The 22,269-nt window shown below is 71.4% G+C and carries 12 protein-coding genes; 11 read left to right on the forward strand and 1 reads right to left on the reverse strand.

Features of this window, described 5'->3' with window-relative positions; translation table 11 throughout:
- The first annotated feature begins 15 nt into the window (after positions 1–15).
- From gspG to gspF, 7 genes are read left to right on the forward strand one after another with little or no spacing between them, the layout of a single operon-like run.
- Entirely contained in the window at positions 16–459 is a 444-nt protein-coding gene (gspG, locus tag AT699_RS14000; protein WP_026384969.1) for a type II secretion system major pseudopilin GspG, read from the forward strand.
- Positions 431–1,426 carry a type II secretion system minor pseudopilin GspK gene (gene gspK, locus AT699_RS14005; protein WP_158070840.1) on the forward strand — a complete coding sequence of 332 codons (996 nt, stop codon included), beginning with the start codon at positions 431–433 and terminating at the stop codon, positions 1,424–1,426. Before gspG ends, gspK begins: the two co-directional genes overlap by 29 nt.
- Positions 1,426–2,661, forward strand: a complete 1,236-nt coding sequence (gspL, locus tag AT699_RS14010; RefSeq protein WP_024068819.1) for a type II secretion system protein GspL — start codon at positions 1,426–1,428, stop codon at positions 2,659–2,661. Before gspK ends, gspL begins: the two co-directional genes overlap by 1 nt.
- Positions 2,658–3,254 (forward strand): type II secretion system protein GspM, encoded by a 597-nt coding sequence (gene gspM, locus AT699_RS14015; RefSeq protein WP_024068820.1) that lies wholly within the window; start codon positions 2,658–2,660, stop codon positions 3,252–3,254. The genes gspL and gspM overlap by 4 nt, the downstream gene beginning before the upstream one ends.
- A gap of 4 nt (positions 3,255–3,258) precedes the next feature.
- On the forward strand, positions 3,259–3,435 hold the full coding sequence (locus tag AT699_RS31525; protein ID WP_024068821.1) for a hypothetical protein: 177 nt from the start codon (positions 3,259–3,261) through the stop codon (positions 3,433–3,435).
- The gene (gene gspE / locus AT699_RS14020) at positions 3,432–4,877 is read left to right on the forward strand and encodes a type II secretion system ATPase GspE (RefSeq protein WP_024068822.1); all 1,446 of its coding nucleotides are present in this window, start codon (positions 3,432–3,434) and stop codon (positions 4,875–4,877) included. The genes AT699_RS31525 and gspE overlap by 4 nt, the downstream gene beginning before the upstream one ends.
- Before the next feature lie 8 nt (positions 4,878–4,885).
- Positions 4,886–6,094, forward strand: a complete 1,209-nt coding sequence (gspF, locus tag AT699_RS14025; protein ID WP_024068823.1) for a type II secretion system inner membrane protein GspF — start codon at positions 4,886–4,888, stop codon at positions 6,092–6,094.
- A gap of 220 nt (positions 6,095–6,314) precedes the next feature.
- Here gspF and AT699_RS32435 read toward each other — a convergent pair whose 3' ends face one another.
- Entirely contained in the window at positions 6,315–6,677 is a 363-nt protein-coding gene (locus AT699_RS32435; RefSeq protein ID WP_324610114.1) for a hypothetical protein, read from the reverse strand.
- 100 nt (positions 6,678–6,777) lie between these two features.
- On the opposite strand from AT699_RS32435, the gene AT699_RS14030 reads away from it, so the two are divergent.
- From AT699_RS14030 to AT699_RS14045, 4 genes are all read left to right on the forward strand, one after another.
- Entirely contained in the window at positions 6,778–7,575 is a 798-nt protein-coding gene (locus AT699_RS14030; RefSeq protein WP_024068824.1) for a substrate-binding domain-containing protein, read from the forward strand.
- Positions 7,576–7,704: 129 nt separating this feature from the next.
- Positions 7,705–8,919, forward strand: a complete 1,215-nt coding sequence (locus tag AT699_RS14035) for a substrate-binding domain-containing protein (protein ID WP_024068825.1) — start codon at positions 7,705–7,707, stop codon at positions 8,917–8,919.
- A 185-nt stretch (positions 8,920–9,104) separates the two neighbouring features.
- Positions 9,105–21,407: a filamentous hemagglutinin family protein gene (locus AT699_RS14040; RefSeq protein WP_081247773.1), complete on the forward strand. Its 12,303-nt coding sequence runs from the start codon at positions 9,105–9,107 to the stop codon at positions 21,405–21,407.
- Positions 21,408–21,532: 125 nt separating this feature from the next.
- On the forward strand, positions 21,533–22,252 hold the full coding sequence (locus tag AT699_RS14045) for a TonB family protein (RefSeq protein ID WP_058207312.1): 720 nt from the start codon (positions 21,533–21,535) through the stop codon (positions 22,250–22,252).
- Positions 22,253–22,269 lie beyond the last annotated feature (17 nt).

The following is a 22,269-nucleotide window of genomic DNA, read 5'->3' on the forward strand; positions in this document are numbered from 1 at the left end:
AAAGCAGGCCGGTTCATGACGGATAGGCAGTACCCGCCCAGGCGCCGGCAGCGTGGTTTCACGCTGATCGAGATCATGGTGGTGATCGTCATCATGGGTATCCTGGCGGCGCTGATCGTGCCGCGGCTGCTGGACCGGCCCGACCAGGCGCGCGCGGTGGCGGCGCGCCAGGACATCAGCGCGCTGATGCAGGCGCTCAAGCTGTACCGGCTCGACAACGGCAGTTACCCCAATACCGAGCAGGGCCTGCGCGCCCTGGTCGAACGACCGGCTTCGGGGCCGGGCGCCTCGAGCGCCTGGCGCGCCTACTTGGACCGCCTGCCGAATGACCCCTGGGGCCACCCGTATCAATACCTGAACCCCGGCACCCGGGGCGAGATCGACGTGTTTTCGCTGGGCGCGGACGGCAAGCCGGATGGAGACGCGGGCAATGCCGACATCGGTTCCTGGCAGCTGTGACCGGCAGCGCGGCATGGCGGTGATCAGCGCCTTGCTGGTGGTGGCGGCGGTGACGATGATCGTCGCGTCGTTGCTGCAGCGCCAGGACACTTTCCTGCGCGCGGTGCAGGCGGCGCAGACGCGCGCCCAGGCCCAGGCCGTGCTCGAAGCCGGGCTGGGCCTGGCGCGCCAGTTGCTGCGGGAGGACAGCCGGCGCCAGGCCGCGACACGCGCCGATGGCGACTGGGCCGCGCCCATCATCGACACGCGTCTGCAACCGCCCGGCCGCGATACCGCCTTCGTCGGCCGGCTGGAGGACGAGCAGGGCAAGTTCAACCTGCGCAACCTGGTGTTCGAAGGACGGCTGCACCAGGACGGCGTGGAGGAACTGCTGCGCCTGTGCGCCCTGGTTGGCGTGGCGCCCGAGGTGGGCATGGCCATCGCCCAGCGCATGCTCGATTCGCAGCCGGGGGCGGCGTCGGGCGCGGTGCTGCCGGCGCCGCGCGGCCTGGAGGAGCTTGCCGGCGTGGCGGGCGTGGACGCGGCGGTGCTGGCGCGGCTGCGGCGCCATGTGACGGTGCTGCCGCGCGTCACCCTGGTCAACGTCAACACCGCCAGCGCCGAAGTCATCGCGGCGCGCGTGCCGGGCATGTCGCTGGAGCAGGCCAGGGCCATGGTGGCGCAGCGCGACGGCGGCCTCTGGTTCGTCAACCAGGGCGACTTCGCCAATCGCCTGGCCAGCGCCAGCGGCGCCGGACAGGCCGCGGGCGCCGATACAGGCAACAACGCAAGCGGCAACGCCAGCAACAACGCCCGCGGCGACACCCCCGTGGCGGCGCCGCAAGCGCCGCGCGTGGCGGTGGCCAGCGGTTGGTTCACCTTGACCGGCGCGGCCCGGCTGGGCGGCGCGATCCTGCCGTTGAAGGCGCTGCTGGCGCGCACCAGCGACGGCGCCTCGCGCATCGTCTGGTCGCGGGAAGGCGCGTGATGGCCTCGATCCGCGTGCTGTTGCCGCCATTGCGCATTCTCGCGGCCGATACGCCGCTGCCCCTGGCGGTGCAAGAGAAGGCCGGCTGGCGCCGCCAGGCGCCCCTGGCCCTGGCGGAACTGGGGCGGCGCTGGCCGGGCGCGCGCGTCACCGTTTTCCTGCATCCCGAAGACCTCACGCTGACGTCGGTGTCGTTGCCGCCGCTGACGCGGGCCCGCTTGCGGATCGCGGTGGAAGGCGCGATCGAACCGCTGGCGCTGGGGGAACCCGACACCTTGCGCATCGGCCACGGCGCCCGCGACGCCGATGGGTGGGTCGCCGTGGCCTGGGTCGACGCCCAGGCGGCCGCGGATGCGCAGTCGTTGCTCTCCGCCAACGGATTGTCGCTGGCGGCCTTCGCGCCGACGCCGTTGTGGCTGCCCGAGACCGCGTCGGGCTGGACGCTGTATTGCCTGGATGGCTACCTGGTGGCGCGCCAGCCCGACGGACGCGGCGCGCTGTATGCGCGGGAAATGACCGATGACGACACGCCGTCGACACTGGCGCGGACGTTGGGGCCGGACGCCGCCGCTTGCGCCGCCGGCGCCCGCCAGTGGATCGGCGCCGTGCCGGCGCAGTGGCGTGGCGATGCGCCCGACCCGGTGTTGCCGGAGGCGGCCTGCGGCGTGATGGCCGATATCCCCTGGAGCATCGCGGCCGCCGCCGACGGCCATGCGGCGGCCGGCGCATGGGGCTGGGGCAGGGCGACCGCGCTGGCCATGGCTGCGGCCGCGGTATGGATGGCCGGCCTGGCATTGCAGGCAACCCGGTTGGAACATGGCGCGCAGGCCCTGCGCCAGCAACAGGCGCAGGCGTTGCGCCAGGTGTTTCCGTCGATCACCACGGTGGTCGATCCGCTGGCGCAGGCGCGCCGGCAATTGGCCGCGCGCCGCGCCGGCACGGGCGATGACTGGCGCGAACTCGGGTTCCTGTTGCGGGCGGCGCGCGAACACATGGCCTTCGCCGCGGGCGACGTGCTGGCCTGGCGCTACGAGGCGGGCGGCCTGGAGCTGGACATGCCGCCCGCGGCCCGTCCCGGGACGCCGGATGCGCCCGCCGACGGCAAGCCGGCGGCTACGCCCGGCTGGGTCCAGGCGGCGCGCCAGGCGGGCTTGGCGGTCCAGGCCACCGCGACCGGTTGGCGCCTGCGCCGCGCGCCGGCGGATGCCGAGGCCGGGAAGGCGGAACGCTCATGACGCTGGCGCCTCCTCCCAGACCGCTGGGCCTGCCGGCGCTTTGGCGCGGTCGCTGGCGCGCGCGCCGCCAGGCCTGGCAAGCCCGCGGCGTGGCGGCCTGGACGCGCCTGTCGCACAGCGAAAAGCGCCTGCTGGCGCTTTGTGCCTGCGTCGTCGGCGCGGCGCTGTGCTGGCTGGCGGTGATCGAACCGTCGCTGGCGCGCATCGAGCGCAGCCGGCAAGCGCTGCGGCAGCTGGAAGCGGGCGCGCGCGAACTCGATGCCGTATTGCGCCAGGCCGGCCCGCCGCCAAAGGCGCGGCAGGCGACGGTGTCGGCCGAAACACTGGGCCGCTGGCTCGATGCGGCCGGACTGGCGGGCCGCTACGAGGTCAGCGCCGACGCCGCCGGCGCCTGGCGCATTCGCTTCGACCACGCGCCCGCCGCGCCGCTGGCGGCCTGGCTGCTGGCCGGCCCGGCGCCGTTGCCGCTGGCGTTGACGCGCGTCGAGCTGCAACGCCAGGACGAAGCCGAGCCCGCCGAGCCTGGCGTAGCGCCGGGCGAAGGCCTGGCCGGCGTGGTGCTGCTCGGTCCCATTTCCCCCAACGAAAGGTAATCCCGTGACGCAGTACCCCTTGCAGCGCACCGTCTACCGCGCGTCCGCCCGCCGCACCGCCGCCAGCATGGCCAAGCTGCTGGCGCTGGCGGGGTGCGCGTCCCAGCAACGGCAGGCTGGTCCCGTGGCCGAGGTATCGATCGACCGCGTGCCGCCCCTGGCATCGTCGTTGGCGCCATGAACGCGCGCGATGCCAGCCCGCGTCACAAGCTGCCCTATGCCTGGGCGCGGCAGCACCGGGCGCTGCTGCAGTGGCAGGGCGGGGGTGTCGGCGAACTGATCATCACCGACCAGACGCCGGCCTGGGCCGTGATCGAGGCGCGGCGTCGCCATGGCCCCATGGCGCTGCGCCGCGCCGCCGACGCCGAGTTCGACGGGCTGCTGGCCGCCGCCTACGCCGATGCCGGCGACGCCGCCTCGGTGGTCGGCGCGGCCGAGAACGAGGTCGACCTGGACCGCCTGCTGCACGAGATGCCCGAGGTCACCGACCTGCTGGACGCGCAGGACGACGCGCCGGTGATCCGCATGATCAACGCGCTCTTCACGCAGGCCGCGCGCGACGGCGCCAGCGACATCCACATCGAGCCCTATGAAACCCATTCGGTGGTGCGCTACCGGGTCGACGGCGGGCTGCGCGACGTGGTCAGCCCGCGCAAGGCGTTGCACGGCGCGCTGATCTCGCGCATCAAGATCATGGCGCACCTGGACATCGCCGAAAAACGGCTGCCGCAGGACGGGCGCATCGCGCTGCGCGTGGGCGGCCGGCCGATCGACATCCGCGTTTCCACCGTGCCCACCGGCCACGGCGAACGCGCGGTGCTGCGCCTGCTGGACAAGGAGGCCGGCCGCCTGCGGCTGGAGAAGCTGGGCATGGCGCCGGGCGTGCTGCGCGAACTGGATCGCCTGGTGCACCAGCCGCATGGCATCGTGCTGGTCACCGGGCCCACCGGCAGCGGCAAGACCACCACGCTGTATGCCGCGCTGGGCCAGATCGACGCCGCCACCTCGAACGTGCTGACGGTCGAGGATCCGGTGGAATACGACCTGCCGGGCATCAGCCAGATCCAGGTCAACGCCAAGATCGACATGAGCTTCGCGGTGGCGCTGCGCGCCATCCTGCGGCAGGACCCGGACGTCATCATGATCGGCGAGATCCGCGACCTGGAGACCGCGCAGATCGCGGTGCAGGCCTCGCTGACGGGCCACCTGGTGCTGGCCACGCTGCACACCAACGATGCCGTTTCGGCGCTGACGCGGCTGACCGACATGGGCGTGGAACGCTTCCTGCTGGCCTCGTCGCTGCTGGGCGTGCTGGCGCAGCGCCTGGTGCGGCGCCTGTGCCCGGACTGCCGCCGGCCATCGCCGCAGGAACCGGGCCTGTTCGAGCCCGTGGGTTGTCCGGCCTGCAACCACACGGGTTATCGCGGCCGCACCGGCATCCACGAGTTGTACATCGTCGATGACGCCCAGCGCGGCCTGATCCACGAGGGCGCCGGCGAACAGCAGCTGCGCGTGGCCGCGCAGCGCGCCGGCATGAAGCTGATGCGCGAGGACGGCGAACGCTGGGTGCTTGCCGGCCAGACCTCGCGCGAGGAAATCATCCGCGTCACGCGGGACGGGTAGGGCGAATCATGCCGGATTTTCGTTTCGAAGCGGCCGACGCGCTCGGCAGGATCCAGCGCGGCGTGTTGAGCGCCGACAGCGCCCGCGCCGCCCGCGCGCAGCTGCGGGCCCAGGGGCTGACCGCGCTGGCGGTGCGCCTGTCGGCCCGGCGCGGAGCCGGCTCGGCGGAGCTGTTCGCCGCGCGGCTGTCCGACAGCGATCTGGCCTGGGCCACGCGCCAGCTTGCCAGCCTGCTGGCCGCCGGGCTGCCGCTGGAAGGCGCGCTGTCGGCCACCGTCGAGCAGGCCGAAAAGAAGCATATCGCCGCCACGTTTTCCGGCGTGCGCGCCGACGTGCGCGGCGGGCAACGCTTTTCCGATGCCCTGAGCGCCCGGCCGCGCGATTTCCCGCCGATCTACCGCGCCCTGATCAAGGCCGGCGAGGACTCCGGCGACCTGGCCCGCATCATGGAACGGCTGGCCGACTACATCGAGGGGCGCAATGCGCTGCGCTCGAAAGTGCTGACCGCGTTCATCTATCCGGCCATCGTCGGGGTGGTGTCGATCTGCATCGTGGTGTTCCTGCTGGCCTACGTCGTGCCGCAGGTGGTCAGCGCCTTTTCGCAGGCCCGCCAGGAGCTGCCCTGGATCACCCGCGCCATGCTCGCCGCCAGCGATTACGTGCGCGCCTGGGGCGGCTTGAACGCGCTGGTCGCGGCGCTGCTGTTCGGCCTGTGGCGCCTGTCGCAGCGCGCCGAGGCGGCGCGGCTCGCGTGGCACGGGCGCATCCTGCGGCTGCCGATGATCGGCCGCTTCGCGCTGGGCGTGAACACCGCGCGTTTCGCCGCCACGCTGGCGATCCTGGCCGATGCCGGCGTGCCGCTGCTGCGCGCGCTGGACGCCGCGCGGCAGACGCTGGCCAACGACTGCCTGCGCCGCGCGGTGCTCGACGCCACCGAACGCATCGAAGGCGGGTCGGGCCTGGGCGCGGCGCTGCGCCAGCAGAAGGTGTTTCCGCCGCTGCTCTGCCACCTGGTCGCCAGCGGCGAGAAGACCGGCACGCTGGCGCGCATGCTGGACCGCGCCGCGCAGACGCTGTCCGCCGACATCGAGCGGCGCGCCATGGCCATGACGGCGATGCTCGAACCGCTGATGATCCTGATCATGGGCGGGGTGGTGCTGACCATCGTGCTGGCGGTGATGCTGCCGATCATGGAGATCAACCAGATGGTGGGCTGAGACGGTATCGACACGCGCGCCGCAACGTGAAAGCGCAATCCGCGCGGGCGTGGCGAACTCCGCACATCTCCGCACATTCTTACCTCACTCCACACCTTTTTTCCCGTCGCTGTCACCTCGTCTGATCAACATGTCTCCAACGCGTCAGGCCGGTCTTTGCAGAGCGCCGCCGGATGCGTTCTCGGGTCCATTCGTTCTTTTCTCCCCACGCAGTTCTCTCCTAAACGAGTGCAAGGAGCAAGACATGTTCAATCGCAATTCCCTGGTCGCCGCGCTGTCGGCGGTCGGCATGCTGTCCCTGTCGGGCGCCGCCCTGGCGCAACAGGTCGTGGTGTCGGGTGGCGCGACGCTGCCCCAACCGCTGTACCAGGATGAAATCAACAGCTTCCCGGCGTCGACCTTCAAGGCCTACGTCGGCAAAGGCAGCGGCGCGGGCAAGACCGCCTTCCTGACCAACAGCGCCGTCGGCTTCGACAGCACCGGCGTGGTCCACTGGATCGGCAGCGACTCGATCCTGACCCAGACCCAGATCAACGACTACCTGACGACCGGCCTGGGCAAGATCGGCAATACCTCGGGTCATGGCCCGCTGGTCCAGATCCCGTCGGTGGGCACGCCCGTGACGATCTCGTACAAGGGGTCCCGCGGCCGGCGTCACGCTGAACAAGGCGCAGCTGTGCGGCGTGCTGTCGGGCAAGTACACCAAGTGGAGCGACGTCGGTGTCTCCTCCGGCTCGGCGCCCGACGCCTTCACGGTGATCTACCGTTCGGACAGCAGCGGCACCACCGAACTGCTGACCCGCCACCTGCAGGCCGTCTGCGGCACCGACGCCAACGTCGCGTTCAGCGGCAAGAGCACCTTCGCCCAGGAATTCCCGGGCAACACGCCGCCGGCCAACTTCCTGGCCGCCGCCGGCAGCGGCGGCGTGGCCACGGCCATCAGCGCCCAGGCCTCGGCCATCACCTACCTGAGCCCGGATCCCTCCTTCACCGTTGCGCTCGAACAGGCCTCGCTGATCAACAAGAACAACAGCGTGGCGTACGCGCCGACCTCGGCCAACGTCAGCACCGCCCTGGGTAGCGCGGCGGCCCTGCCGCCCGCCACCGGTGTGGTGCAACGTGACCCGGCCGGCGCCAACTGGACCGACACGAACAACCAGGCCAACCCGTTCAACTGGGTGCGTTCGACGGTCAACCCGGGTTCGGGCTACCCGATCGTGGGCTACACCAACTTCGTGTTCAGCCAGTGCTACACCGACGCGGCCGTGGCCACGGCGATCAAGAACTTCCTGACCACGCACTACTCGACCGCCAACTCGACGGTCGGTGGCAGCAACCCCGGCAAGATCGACCAGCACAAGCTGGTTCCGCTGACCCCGGCGAACCGCACGCGCGTGCTGGCCGCCTTCATCAACGGCACCACCGCCAACCTGAACATCAACAACGCGACGGTTTGCGGCAGCTACGCCGGCCGTGGTTGATTTCACGATGGTTCGCTAGCACTGGCCGTCAAGGCAGAGCGGGGCGGAGCAACCGGCAACGGGGCTTCGCCCTTTTTTTCCAGGGCGCGGCGCTACATGCCGGCAGGCGCCCGATGCCCGGAGTTCGCCATGAGCAATTACCTTCGCCGCTTCGCCACGCTGTGCCTGCTGGCCCAGGCCTGCATCCACGGCGCGGCCGCCGGCCAGACGATAGTCTCGGGCGGCGCCAGCTTGCCCCTGCCGCTGTACCAGGAGACCCTCGCCAAACTCCCGCCGGGGATTTTTCCGTCCTACGTGGGCACGGGCAGCACGGCCGGATTGCGCGCGTTCCTGCTCAATACCGCGGACACGTTCGGCCGCAACGGGGCAGTCCACTGGATTGGCAGCGAGACGCCGTTGACCCAGGCGCAGATCGCCGACTACCTGGTCCAGGGTTGGGGCCGGCAGGGCGACCCCGCCGGCCATGGGCCGTTGATCCAGATCCCGGCCGCGTATGTGGCCGTCACGATTTCCTACAAGGGCCCGTCGCAGCCCGTCACGCTGAGTTCCCGGCAGCTTTGCGCGATCTTCTCGGGCATGGTGGATCGCTGGAGCCAGTTGGGTGTGTCGGTGCCGCCCTCGCTGGACGCCTTCAAGCTGGTCTACCGTGCAGACGGCAGCGGCACTACCGCGTTGCTGACCCGTCATCTGCGTGCCGTCTGCGAAACCGGCGGCGCCTTGCGGTTCACTGGCAAGAGTGTGTTCCGGGAGGAGTTCCCGCCCGGGCCCTTGCCGGCCCATTTCGTCGAGGCGCATGGAGACGACGGCGCCGCCGCGGCGATGGCGGGGAATGTCTCGGCCATCACCTATATCGGACCGGACCCCGCCTACACCGCCGGGATCAAACAGGCCTGGCTGGTCAACCTGCATGATGGGGTGGCCTACCTGCCGACGTCCGCCAATGTCCTCGCGGCAATGGAATCGACCGGCGCGCCGGCGCTGCCCAACGGCACGGCGGTGGGGCGCGGTCCGGGCGCGCCGGGCTGGTCGTCGCCGGACAATCCGGGCAATCCGGCCAACTGGGTGCGGATCGTGGCGGATCCGCCCAGCGGCTATCCGATCGTGGGCTCCACCAACCTGGTGCTGAGCCAGTGCTATGCCGATACCATCGTCACGAGCGCCTTGCGGGTGTTTCTCAAGCGCCTGTACGAGGACCCCGCGGCCATCGCCAGCCATCAGTTGGCGCCGCTGCCCGCCACGCTGCGCGCGCACCTGCTGGCCACCTTCGTCAGCCCCGCGGGGACGCCGGCGCGCTTGAACCTCGGCAATGCGGCCGTGTGCGGCGACGTCGCCGGCCGTGGCTGAGGCGCGCGCCGCACTGTTACGCCACTCCACACCTTTTTTCCCGCCGCTGTCATCTGGCGGACACATCATTGCCGGTGTCGCGGCCATTTGCCGCGCGTTCGCGCATGCCGCGAGCGCGCCCGGCCCGGCACCCATATCGACAGCCGCCTTTCGCAGCGGCGCATACCCAGGATCAGAGATACGGCATGAACCAGCAGACAGGCAGCGTGACCCGACGTGACAAGGGCGGACAACGGGGCGCCCCCGCATTCCGGCTGTCGCCAGCCATGCACGCCCTGGTCCTCGCCCTGTCGGCGGCGCCGGCGCTGGCGGCCGGCCCGGCGTTCGGTCCCGGCTGGTTCTCCGACAAGCGCGCCACGCAGGCGCAGACCGCGGCGACCGGGCGCCTGCCCGGCGGCGGCCTGGCCGGCATTCCGTCGACGCTGCGCGACCAGCAGCGCGCCAACCAGCAGCTGCAGCGCTCGCTCGCCAACCTGAACCGGGGCGCGGCGGCGATCGCGGCGCAGCAGGCGGCCCAGGCCGCGGCGCGCCAGGCGGCGCTGCACCAGGGGTCGCCGGTGCCGGACGGGATGGCCGAAGACGGGTTGAAGGTCGACACCAATCCGCTGACTGCCGGCTGGCTCAATGCGCGTCCCTTGACGCCCGGCTCGCAATCCTCGCGCGGCGGCCGCACCGTCGTCACGGTCGACCAGACCGCCGACAAGGCCATCCTGAATTGGGAGACCTTCAACGTCGGCCGCAACACCACCGTATCGTTCAAGCAGCAGGCCAGTTCGTGGTCGGTGCTGAACCGGGTCAACGACCCGCGCGCGCGGCCCAGCCAGATACAGGGCCAGATCGAAGCGCCCGGCACCGTCATGATCGTCAACCGCAACGGCATCGTCTTCAGCGGTTCCAGCCAGGTCAATACGCGCAACCTGGTCGCCGCCGCGGTGGGGATGAGCGACGCCCAGTTCCGCAGCGGCCTGTACAGTGGCAAGACGGGTGAAAGCGCCAACGAGCGCTACACGCCCAGCTTCGGCAACGACCTGGTCGGCCAGGGCGACGCCGCCCGCGCCGGCAACGCCACCGGCGACGTGCGCGTCGAGGCCGGCGCGCGCATCCAGACCAGCGCGCCTGGCGGCGTCACCCAGGGCGGCGGCTACGTCCTGCTGCTGGGCCGCGAAGTCCACAACGCCGGCCAGATCACGACGCCGAGCGGCCAGACGGTGCTGGCGGCGGGCGATACCTTCATCATCCGCCGCGGCCTGGGATCGGACGCCAACGTCCGTTCCACCACCCGTGGCAACGAGGTATCGGCGCGCCGCAATGCGGGCAGCCAGGCGGGCGTGGCGGCCAACACCGGCCTGATCCAGTCGCCCTTGGGCGACATCACGCTGACCGGACACGAGGTCCGCCAGCAGGGCGCGGCCATCGCCACCACGTCGGTGACCACGCGCGGCACGGTGCATCTGCTGAATTCGGCCAGCGACGCCAGCGGCAGCGTCGTGTTCGGCCGGGATTCCACCACCGCCATCCTGATCGAGAACGACGGCACCGTCGCGCTGGATGCGCAGCGCGACACGCTGGTGCGTCCAGCGCCGGAGGAGGGCGACAATCATCGGACCGCGGGCCAGGCTTTCGATCACCTGAGCGCCTTGCCCGATCGCCGCGACCAGTCGCGCATCGAGGTGACCAGCGGCGGCACGGTCGAGGCCCGGGACGGCGCGCTGGCGCTGGCCACGGGGGGGCAGATCGCCATCGCGGCCAATCGCCGCACGCTGCTCAACGACGGTGCGTTGCTGGACGTCGCCGGCGCGGTCGGCGTCAAGGTGACGATGGAATCCAACAACCTCAAGATCAATATCCAGGGCAACGAACTGCGCGACGCGCCGCTCAACCGCGATGGCAAGGTCTTGAACAACAGTGAAATCTGGATCGACCGCCGCGCGCTGGTGCAGGTGGCCAAGGGCGTGAACGGCTATGAACGCGAGCGCTGGTACACCGCCGGCGGGCTGCTGGAGGTGGGCGGCTACCTGGGCACCGAGCGCCACGGCATCGGCGAGTGGGCGGCGATCGGCGGCACGGTGACGGTGGAGGGCGGCGAGCTGGTCGCCCGCCGGGGGGCGCTCATCAACATCTCGGGCGGCACGCTGGACGTGGCGGGCGGCAACATCCAGCAGAGCTGGCTGCGGGGCGAGGACGGCCGCCTGTACGAAGTCTCGCGCGCGCCCGGCGACCTGCTCTACAAGGGCCTGTATCGCGGCTTCGAAGACACCCACGCGCGCTGGGGCCAGAGCGCCACCCGCTATTTCTACAGCGCCTTGCTGGCGCCCCGGCAGCGCTACGAAGACGGCTATACGGCCGGACGCGACGCGGGCCGCCTGGTCATCGGCACGCGCACCGCGGTGATGGAAGGCAGTATCGTGGGCGAGGCCTTCCAGGGCGAACGCCAGACCCAGGCGCGACAGGCGGTGGAGGCGGGCCTGCGGCAGCAGACCGGCTACCAGCAGTCGCAGCTGGCCCGGGCGCAGGCGGGCCAATTGATCGTTGGCCGCTATGTGGCACGCCAGATCACCGGCGCAACGACGACTTCGTGGGGGTACGACCTGGCGGCCGCGGCCAGGCAGATCCTGTTCACCGATGCCATGCCGCCGCTGGCCGACAGGCTCGGGCTGGACGGCGCCATGCCGGCGGACCGCCGCGATACCGTGTGGCTCGATGCTGCGGCGCTGAGCCGCGCGGGCCTGGGCCAGGTCACCGCCGTGGCGGCGCAGGACGTGACCGTCGGGCAGGATCTGCGGGTCGCGTCCGGGGGCCTGATCGAGCTATACGCGCCGAACGTCTCCATCCAGGGCGACCTGACGGCGCGCGGCGGCCGCGTGGCTGCCGGCAATGTGCTGCAGAGCGTCGAACGCGAGGTTTTCCTGGCGCCGGCCGCCAATACCTCGGCGCGGGTCGAGGTCGCGCCCGGCACAAGCATCGATGTCAGCGGCCTGTGGGCCAATCTGCGGCGCGCGCCGCAAGACGTCGATGCGCTGGCCTGGCGCAATGGCGGGCAGATCGCGCTGCGCGGCACCGGCGCGGTTGCCGTGGCGGCGGGCAGCGTGCTGGATGCGCGTTCGGGCGCGACACTGGACGTCAAGGGCCGGCTGAGCGGCGGCAAGGGCGGCGACGTGGCGCTGGAGCAGGTGGCGCTGAACGGCAGCGTGCCCGGTCCGGGACCCGTGGGGGTGTCGCTGGCCGGCACGGTATATGGCTACGGCGTCAACGGCGGCGGCACCCTGCGGGTCGGCGCCAACCGCGTGTTGATCAGCGATGCGGCGGATGCCGATGCCGGCGCCGATGGCCTGGTGTTGCGCGGCGACCTGTTCCAGCGCGGGTTCGCGCGCTACGACATCAACGGCGCGCAGGGCTTGACCGTTGCCGACGGCATGGCGCTGGACGTGGCGATGCCGGTCTATCGTCCCAGGTCCGAGACGCCGGATCCGCAGCTGGCCGGCTTCGATGACGCGCTGACGCTGTGGACGCCGCCGTTGTTCCAGGAGAATGCCGTCACCGGCCGGATGAGCCAGCGGCTCGGGGCCAGCCTGTCGCTGTCCGCCTTCGTTGCGGCGACGCCGCAGACGGTGGGCGCCTTGCGGATCGGCCAGGATGCCGTACTGCGGGTCGACCCGGGCCAGACCATCCGCCTGCAATCGCGCGGGCTGATGCGGGTGCAAGGCACGCTGCAAGCGCCCGGCGGCCAGATCGTGGTGGCGCGGGGCGCGGATGACCAGGGGGCCACCGCGCAACTGGGCGGCCTGCCCAACTCGGTCTGGATCGAATCGGGCGCGAGGCTCGACGTGGGCGGCATTGCGGCGACGGCCGTGGACGCCCGTGGCCGCCGCTACGGCAAGCAGCTCGATGGCGGGCGCATCGCCATCGACGGCGAGTTCGTCGTCATTCGGCCGGGCGCGGAGCTGGAAGCGTCGGGTTCGGCGATGACCGTGGACGTGCCGGTGGATGACGGCGCCGGCGCGGGCGCCAGGCGGGTTGGCGGCAAGGGCGGCGAGATCGCGCTGGCCGCCACCGCCGGCCTCTACCTGGATGGCGCGATGCGGGCCGCGGCGGGCGGCGCCAGCGCCGCGGGCGGAGCCCTGTCGCTGAAGCTGGAAACCCCGCTGTACGCGACCGGCACGCAGCAGGCCCTGATACGGCCGCGTGAGCTGCGCATTTCGCAGACGGCGGGCGCGAGCCTGCTGCCGGCCGGCATCGCCCCGGAAAGCGCCGCGCTGGACTATGGCTTGGGCCGTATTGGCATGGACCAGATCGCGGCGGGAGGCTTTGGCGACGTGTCGCTGTATGCGCGCGACCTGTTGACCTTCGACGGCGACGTGACGCTGCAGGCGCGGCAATCGATCAGCCTGTACCAGGGCGCGCTGGGCAACACCCGGGCGGGCGCCACCGTCCGCATCATCGCGCCCTATGTGCTGTTGAGCGGCCGCACCAATCTGACTCCCGCGATCGTGCAGCAGGTCGAGGCCACGCTCAACGCGTGGAAGCCGTCGACGCTACCGGGCGCCGCGCTGTTTGAAGTCGACGCCGACCAGATCGATATCCGCAACCGCGTCAATGCCGGCATGTCCGGCGCGGCCAGGCTGGGCGGCGGCAGCCAGTTGGCCATCGAACGTCGTGGCTACGACAACGTGGCCCTGCGCAGCCGGGGTGACCTGCGGTTCCTGGCCACCGCGGGCGCCACCGACATCCCCATCAGCGGGCAGAGCGACACCAGCGCCGTCCTGACGGCGGGCAACCTGCTGCTGGCCGGGCAGCGGGTCTATCCCGCCACGGGCGCGAAGGGGTTGGCGGTGGCCGGGTGGCGCGGCGGCGGCGTTCCCTATGACGCCGACGCGGTGTTGCGGATCGAGGGCGTGGCCGGTCCGCAGGCTGGCGTCGCGCCGCTGTCCGTGTTCGGCGCGCTGACCTTGAACGCGCCCAACGTGGAGCAGGGCGGTAACGTGTTTGCGCCGTTGGGACGTATCGTCATGGGCATCGGCATCAACGGCGATACCCGCCAGGTGCGGCTGCTGCCCGGCAGCCTGACCTCCGTCAGCGCGGCGGGCCTCACCGTGCCCTATGGCGGCACCGTCGACGGCCTGAGCTACCTTTACCAAGGCGCGCCGGTGGAGGCCGTGGGCGTCGGCGGCACCAACATCTTCCAGGTGGTGAGGGGCATTTCCCTGCTGGGCGGATCGATCGCGGTGGATGCCGGCGCGGTCATCGACCTGTCCGGCGGAGGCACCTTGGCGGGCGCGGGGTTCATCAGCGGGCGAGGCGGCTCCACCGATCCGCTGTTCCATCCCTTGCCGCGGTTCGATGCCGCGAGCGGCAAATTCGACCTGCCGGCGCTGTCGGACCGGCCGGTCTACGCGATCATGCCGGGCCTGGCCGACGGCTACGCGCCGGTGGCGCCGCGCGACGAAGCCAGCGGCTACGCCGGCTCGCGTCCGCGCGCCGGCGAGACCATCACGATCGGCGCCGGCGTGCCCGGCCTGCCCGCGGGCACCTATACCTTGCTGCCGTCCTACTACGCCCTGTTGCCCGGCGCCTACCGCGTCGAGCTGGGGCAGGGCGCGCTGGGCGGCAACGCCAGTACGCTGCGGGGGGGATCCTGGTCGGTCGCGGCCATCCGCGGCCTGTCCAACACCGGCGCCGTGGATGCCATGCCGCGGCAGGCGCTGGTCACCCCCGGCGACGTGCTGCGGCGGCATGCCCAGTACAACGAGATGGACTACAGCGCCTTCGTGCTGGCCGAGGCCGCGCGCAGTGGCCAGCCGCGGCCGATGCTGCCCGCCGACGCGGCGGCGCTGGAGTTCAACTATCGCAACCTGCCCGGCGCCGGGCCGGCGCTGCGGTTCGACGGCCAGGCCCGCTTCACGCCCGCCAGGGACGGCTATGGCGGCCAGTTGCTGGTTCGCACCAACGGCGCGGCGCTCGAGATCGTCAACGACGCGTCCACGGCCTCGCCGGCCGGCATCGCGCTGCGGGACAGGGATCTGAACGCGGTGGCCGCCAACCGCCTGTCGCTCGGCGGCTGGGCGTACCAGCCGGTGACGGCGGGAGACCGCCAGCTGGGCACGGCAGCCGGCTCCGGCGGCGACGTCATCGTGCGCGCCGGCGCCCAGTTGCGCGCGCCCGAAGTGCTGCTGATCGTCGACCAGGCGAAGTCGATCGTGGTCGAACGCGGCGCGGCCATCAATACGCTGGGGATGGGCGCCGCCCCTTATGACGCGCGCCAGGGCTACCGGTTCGGCAGCGCGGGAGGAAACAACAGCATCCTGGCCATCTCCAATGGCTGGCTGGATTTCGGCAATGGGCTGGGCGCGCAATCCGGCCGCATCGAGCTTGGCGCCTGCCCGGCGACAGCCTGCGCAGGCACGACCCAGCTTTACTCCGATGGCACGGTGGTCTTTGGCAGCAACAATCTGGTGCTGCACGACGCCTTGCGCTATGGCACCCGCAACCTGGTGGTGGCCGCCAGCAGCCTGAACGCGGGCGGCGATGCCGCGCTGGCGGACGCGATGGCGCGCGGCGTTCTGCCCGCGGGGCTGCGCCTGTCGCAGGACCTGTTGCGCCGCCTGCTGGACGGCGACACCAGCGTCGGCGCGCCGGCGCTGGAACGGGTGATCTTCTCGTTGCGCGACTCGGTCAATTTCTTCGGCAACGTCAATCTCAGCACACTGGATGCCGCCACCGGCAACTCCAGCCTGGCGCAATTGGTGCTGAACACGCCCGCCATCTATGGCTACGGCGGCGCCGGCGACGTCGCCACCCTGTCCACCGATACGCTGGTCTGGAACGGCGTCGCCAACGCCGAGCCCGCCCCGATCGCGGCCGGCGGGGCGGGAACCGGCCTGGGCACGCTGAACCTGAGCGCGCGCCGGATCGTGCTGGGCGACGCCAACGGCACGCTGCAGGTGCCGCACCAGCAGATGCGGCGCCAGGCGCTGGGCTTCTCCAGCGTGCGGATGGATGCCGCCGAGCAGATCACCGCGGGCGGCGAGGGCAGCCTGGAGGTCCACCAGGCGCGCGGCGACTTCGTCGATGGCAAGTTCCAGTACCAGGGCGGCTCGCTGCTATTGCGCACGCCCATGCTCACGGGCGGCAACGGCTCGGTCACGCGCCTGACGGCGGGCGACCTGCTGCAATTGACGGGCACCGGCGCGGCGCCGGCCGACGCCGCAGCGCCGTGGGGCGCCACGCTGACCCTGCAAGGCGGCAAAGTCGAGCTGGACAGCGCCATCGTGCTGCCCAGCGGCAAGCTGGTGGCGCAGGCCGAGCATGGCCTGACGCTGGCCAGCGGGGCGCGGCTCGACCTGGGCGGTCGCGCCGTGACCCTGGGCGACCAGACGCGCTATGGCTGGGGCGGCGACGTGGAGCTCGAAAGCCGCAAGGGGGATATCGTCCAGGCGGCCGGGTCCATCATCGATCTGTCGGCGCGCTACAACCAGGCCGGCAGGCTCACGGCCACGGCGCTGGACGCCGGCGCCGGCCTGATCGACCTGCGCGGCGCAATCAAGGGGCAGTCCAGCGGCGAGTACGATGCCGGCGGCACCCTGGTGCCGTTCGAGGCTGGCGGCATCGCGCTGCGGGCCCAGGCCATCGCCGACTTCGTGGCGCTGAACCAGCGCCTGACCGAAGGCGGCGTGACCGGCTCGCGCGCCTTCCAGCTCAAGCGCGGCGACCTGGTGATCGGCAATGAAATCAAGGCCCGGCGGATCAACATCGCGGTCGACGGCGGCAGCTTGACGGTCAATGGCGTGGTCGACGCCGGCGGCGCGCAGGTCGGCAGCATCCGCCTGTCGGCCCGGCGCGACCTGATCGTCAACGGCCTGCTGGACGCGCACGGCGCCTTGCTGCGCGTGGACAGCCGGGGCGACATCATCGACAGCCCCAACCGCGCGGTGGTCGAACTGACCGCCACGCAGGGCCGTCTGGTGCTCGGCGCCAACGCGGCCATCGACCTGCGGGCCGGCACCGGCGTGGCGGCGGGCAATGGCCCCGGCCAGCATGATGGCCGCCCGCGCGGCACGCTGGACCTGAACGCGCCGCGCCTGGGCGCCGATGACGTGGCGCTGGACATCCTCGGCACGCCCAACGTGCTGGGCGCCGAGCGCGTGTCGGTCAATGCCTTCCGGCGCTACGACGACGCGCCCCTCGCCACGGCCCCGGACATCACCGGCCGCACGCCGCAGGTGATCACCCAGGCCTATCTGGACCAGATCGACGCGGACAGCGTCACCTACATGAACGCCGCGCTGGCCAACGCCGCGCTGGGCGCGCGGCTGCGGGGCTACGGGTTGCGCCCCGGCGTGGAGATCGTCAGCCGCGCCGCCGACGGCGATCTGCGCGTCGAGGGCGACCTGGACCTGTCGAACTACCGCTATGGCCCCGACGCGGACCGCAATGATCCGGCGCGCCGCGGCTTCGGCGCGGCCGGCGTGCTGCTGGTGCGCGCCAAGGGCGACCTGAACATCTACGGCAGCATCACCGACGGTTTCGCGCCGCCGCTGGGCACCGATGACGACGTCCGCGCCTGGCGCCTGATCGGCCGGGCGGGGCCGGATGACGCCAATGGCGTGGACGTGGCCGGCCAAAGCCTGATTCTGCCGCGCGCGGTCACGCTGGCCGGCGGCACGGTGTTTCCCAACACCGAGACCGAATCGCTGAATTTCGACCTGCCGATCCAGCCCAACACCATCAAGGCCAACGCGCGCCTGCCGGCCCAGGTCGAACTGGCTCAGCCCCTGACCCTGGCGGCCGGCACCGTGCTGGAGGCCGACGTGCGCGCGGCGGACGGCACGCTCTACGCCAAGGGCAGCGTGCTGCCGGCCGCCTTGACGCTGACGGCCGGCGCCCGCCTGGGCGCGGGCATGGCATTGAACCAGGCGATCTCCGTGCGGACCTTCACCGTGCCCAAAGGCACGCCGCTGTCGATCTTCAATGCCCCGCTGGCCCTGGCCGCCGACCTGCCGCTGGCGGCCGGCGCCTACCTGCCCAGCGGAACCGACCTGCGCTTCAACGGCAGCACGGTGGAACTGCGGGACCTGAACGCCGATGGGGTACAGGGCCGCATCTGGGCCGTCGCGCCCATGCTGGGCCGGGGCGCTTCGTCCTGGAGTCTGCGGCTGGCCGGCGGCGCCGACCTGGATTCGGCCGACACCCGCGCGCTGCTGCCGGCTTTCCAGTTGGGCGACCGCGGGCATGTGAAGCTGTCGGATCCGCATTACCTGCAGGACCTGAGCTTCGGCCTGTTGGGCGAATCGCCCATCTTCAGCGTGATCCGCACCGGCCGCGGCGATCTCGACATCCTGGCCGGCGGCAACTTCCAGCAGGGTTCCTACTACGGCATCTACACCGCCGGCACGCCGTCGGACGCCGTGCGCGACGCCCAGGGCAATCCCATTCTCGATGCGCTGGGCAGGGACGCCTACAACCTGCCGCGGGCCTATGACGAGCTGATGAGCCGCGCGGATGGCTACGGTTCCGTACTCGGCGCCGCCGCGGCCAATTACGAGCCGCTCGTCACCGGCGGGCAGTATGCCGCCTGGTATCCCGAGCGGGGCGGCGACCTGCTGTTGAATGTGCAAGGCGACATGCGCGGCGCGGTGCGGGGCCTGCCGTCGAAGTTCGACGGCCAGGATCCCCGTGGCGCGGCGCCCGCGCCGGGAAGCTACCCCGGCTATTGGCTGTGGCGCCAGGGGGGCGCCGGCATCGGCCAGCAGACGGCCTGGTGGATCAACTTCGGGACTTACCTGCCGTCGCCGTACTTTTCCATATTCGAGACACCGGGCGTATCGGTGGAAGGCTTTACCGGCTTCGGCACGCTCGGTGGCGGCAATCTGTCGGTCAATGTGGGCGGCGACGCAGGCGTGCTGACCCAGCCCGTGGCGTTGCAGAATACCTATCCCACCATGCAGGGTCTGGCGCTTGCCGTGGGCAGCACCGGGCGGATCACGCCGGACGGCAAGCGTGTGTCCACCGGTGGCGGGGACTTGAGCCTGCGCGTCGGCGGCGCGCTGAATCCCTTGCGAACCAGCTCGAGCGATGGGGTCAATGACATTTCCGCGCCGTACTCCGATCTGAACGGCGTCCTGACCAACCTGCGCGGCGCCATCAAGGTGGACGCGCGCAGCATCGGACGGGTCGATCCGCTGTATCGGGCGGTGGACCGATCGGATTCCCGTGGCCTGGACCCATTGCGTCCCACGCTGGCGGCGCCATCCGGCGGTCCGGCCATCGTGGCCGGCGACGCCACCGCCGCGCTGAACGCACGCGGGGATCTGGTCCTGGGCGGCGTGGGCGATGCCGGCAGGATGTACCAGCTGTCGGCCACCCCCTTCATTCACGAGGGCGTGGAACAGCCGGGCGGGGCCAATAGCTGGTTCTCGTTGTGGACGGCGAGGACCTCGCTGGACCTGTTCGCCGCGGGCGGCGCCTTGACGCCGATCACCGCCGGCCACAACGACAACCTGGCGACCAAGAACCAGTACCAATACAGTGCCAGTGGGTATGCGAACGTCTTTGCCTATCCTTCGCGCGTCAGCGTGGTGGCGGCTTCGGGCAGCATTTTCTATCACGCCAGCTCGGCCAACGCCGCAACGGAATGGTCCTTTGCGCCGGGAAGCCAGGGCAGCGTGGAAATGCTTGCGCGCGGCGGCCTCTATGGCGGCGGCTATCGCACCGGCGTGTCGGGCGCCGACCCGACGTCGATCGCGGCGCCGGAACGCCCCGCCTACCAGGCCACATGGGACAGCGGGGCGGTCAGCGCCGGCAACGCCGTGGGCCTGGAGGGCGGCCTGCTCGCCTTCGGCACGGACTCGGCGGCGGGGCGTCCCGCCCTGTCCAACGCGGGGATCGCGCGCTTCTATGCGGGTGGCGACATCGTGGGCCTGTCTACCGGCAGCACGATAACGACCAAGGACGGCATCGAGTACCACGCCGCCCGTCCCGTCAGCATCCAGGCTGGCGGCGACATCGTCAACCTCAAGGCCCTGGTCCTGAATCACCAACCCAACGACGTTTCCCGCGTCGTCGCCGGCCGTGACATCCTCTATGCCAACGTCGACGTGGCCGGCCCCGGCTGGCTGGAAGTCAGCGCCGGCCGCAACCTGACGCAGGAAGACAAGGGCCGCCTCACCAGCATCGGCCCGATCAACGGCGGGCAGACCACCGGCAAGGGCGGTGCAGGCATCGTTGCCAGCGCCGGCGGCCAAGGCGACTACGCGGCGTTTGCGCGCCGCTACCTGGACCCGGCCAATCGCGCCGATCCGGGCCAGCCGCTGTCCGGCCAGGCGGGCAAGACGGCCAAGACCTACGAAGGCGAACTGCTCGACTGGCTGCGCGCGCAGCATGGCTACGGCGGCGCCGCGGACGGGGCGCGCGCCTATTTCGATGCGCTGCCGGCCGAGCAGCAGCGCGTGTTCCTGCGCCAGGTCTACTACGCCGAACTGACGGCGGGCGGCCGCGAGTACAACGACCCGATCGGGCCGCGCGCCGGCAGCTACGCCCGCGGTCGCCAGGCGATCGCCGAGCTGTACCCGACGACCGGCGCGGATGGCCGGCCGATCCGCTACCAGGGCGACATCACGCTGTTCGGCGGTTCCGGCATCCAGACGCTGTACGGCGGCTCGATCCACCTGATGGCGCCGGGCGGCCAGGTGGTCTTCGGCGTCGAGGGCGTGGCGCCGCCGTCCACCGCCGGCATCATCACCCAGGGCGCCGGCGACATCCAGATGTACGCCAAGGGCAGCATCCTGCTGGGCCAGAGCCGGGTCATGACCACCTTTGGCGGCAACATCCTGGGCTGGTCGGCCGAGGGCGACATCAACAGCGGCCGGGGCGCCAAGAGCACCGTGGTGTATACGCCGCAGCGGCGCCTGTATGACGACGTCGGCAACGTGACGCTGTCGCCCACCGTGCCCAGCACCGGCGCCGGGATCGCCACCCTCAACCCGATTCCAGAGGTGCCGCCGGGCGACGTCGACCTGGTGGCGCCGCTGGGCACCATCGACGCGGGCGAGGCGGGCATCCGCTACTCGGGCAACGTCAACCTGGCGGCGCTGCAGGTGGTCAACGCGGCCAACGTGGTGGGGCAGGGCAAGGCCACCGGCGTGCCGGCGCTGGCGGCGGTGAACGTCGCGGCGTTGACCAGCGCCAGCGCGGCCGCGGCGGGGGCGACCCAGGGCGCGCAGGAGACCTCGCGCCAGCAGCAGGCGGCGGCGCGCCGCAACCTGCCGTCCATCATCAGCGTGCAGATCCTGGGCAATGGCAGCGAGCCGCTGTCGGGCGCGGGATCGCCCGGCGCCACCGCGCCGGCCGGCCGCAATCCGGGGCCGGGCGCGGCGGCCGCGACACAGGGCTACGACCCGCGCAGCATCTTCCAGATGGTCGGCAACGGCGAGCTGGACGCGGCGCAGAAGGCCCGCCTGACCGAACCGGAGCAGCGTGGCCTGTCAGGTGGCTAGGAGCTGGAAAGCTGACGATCCGCTGTCATGCCGCAGTCACAAGCGCGACCTACATTGCCCATTCACCGATTAGCACGACGTGTTGCGGCTCCCCCTCAGCCGCCGGGGCGCGACAAGGGCAGGGCATGCATCTGGAGCCAATCAGGGCGGGCAAGCGGCCGGCGCGTGGCCAGGGGCGCCAATGGTTGGGCTGGTGGATCCTGTGGGGGGTCTGCGCGGCCTTGTGCTGGCGCCCGGCCATGGCCCAGGAACCGTTGTTGCGGGTCTTCGAGTTCGACCTGCCGGCGCAACCGCTGCAATCGGCGCTCGAGCAATACAGCAATGTCACCGGCAGTTCGGTGGTGTATCGCGCCGCGTTGGCGGTGGGGCGGCGTTCGGCCGCGGTCAAGGGAATCCATACGCCGGAGGCGGCTTTGCGCATGCTGATCGAAGGTTCGGGACTGGCGGCCGAATACACGGCCGCCAACGCATTCATCCTGCGACACGCCGCCCGCAAGGACCGCGCGACGTCCGCCACGCGCCGCACCGACGGCAGCCGCGGCGCCTTCTACCGCAGCTACTACGGCGTGGTCCAGGCCGGCGTGCGCGAGGCGCTGTGCCGCAACCCCGCCACCCGTGCCGGGGACTACCGCGCGGCCATCAGTTTCGAAGTTTCGCCGATGGGCCGGGTGGAGCGGGCGCGCGTGCTCGATTCGACCGGCGACCGCGCCAAGGACGACGAGATCGTGCTGGCGCTGGACCAGGCCGTGTTCGACAAGGCGCCGCCACCGGACCTGCTGCAGCCGTTCGTGATGCTGGTCATGCCGCAGTCGCCGGAACACGACCGGGGCTGCCCGGCGTACTGACGCGCGCCGTCAATCCT

Origin of the sequence: Achromobacter xylosoxidans, assembly GCF_001457475.1 — a bacterium.
GTDB lineage: Bacteria > Pseudomonadota > Gammaproteobacteria > Burkholderiales > Burkholderiaceae_B > Achromobacter > Achromobacter xylosoxidans.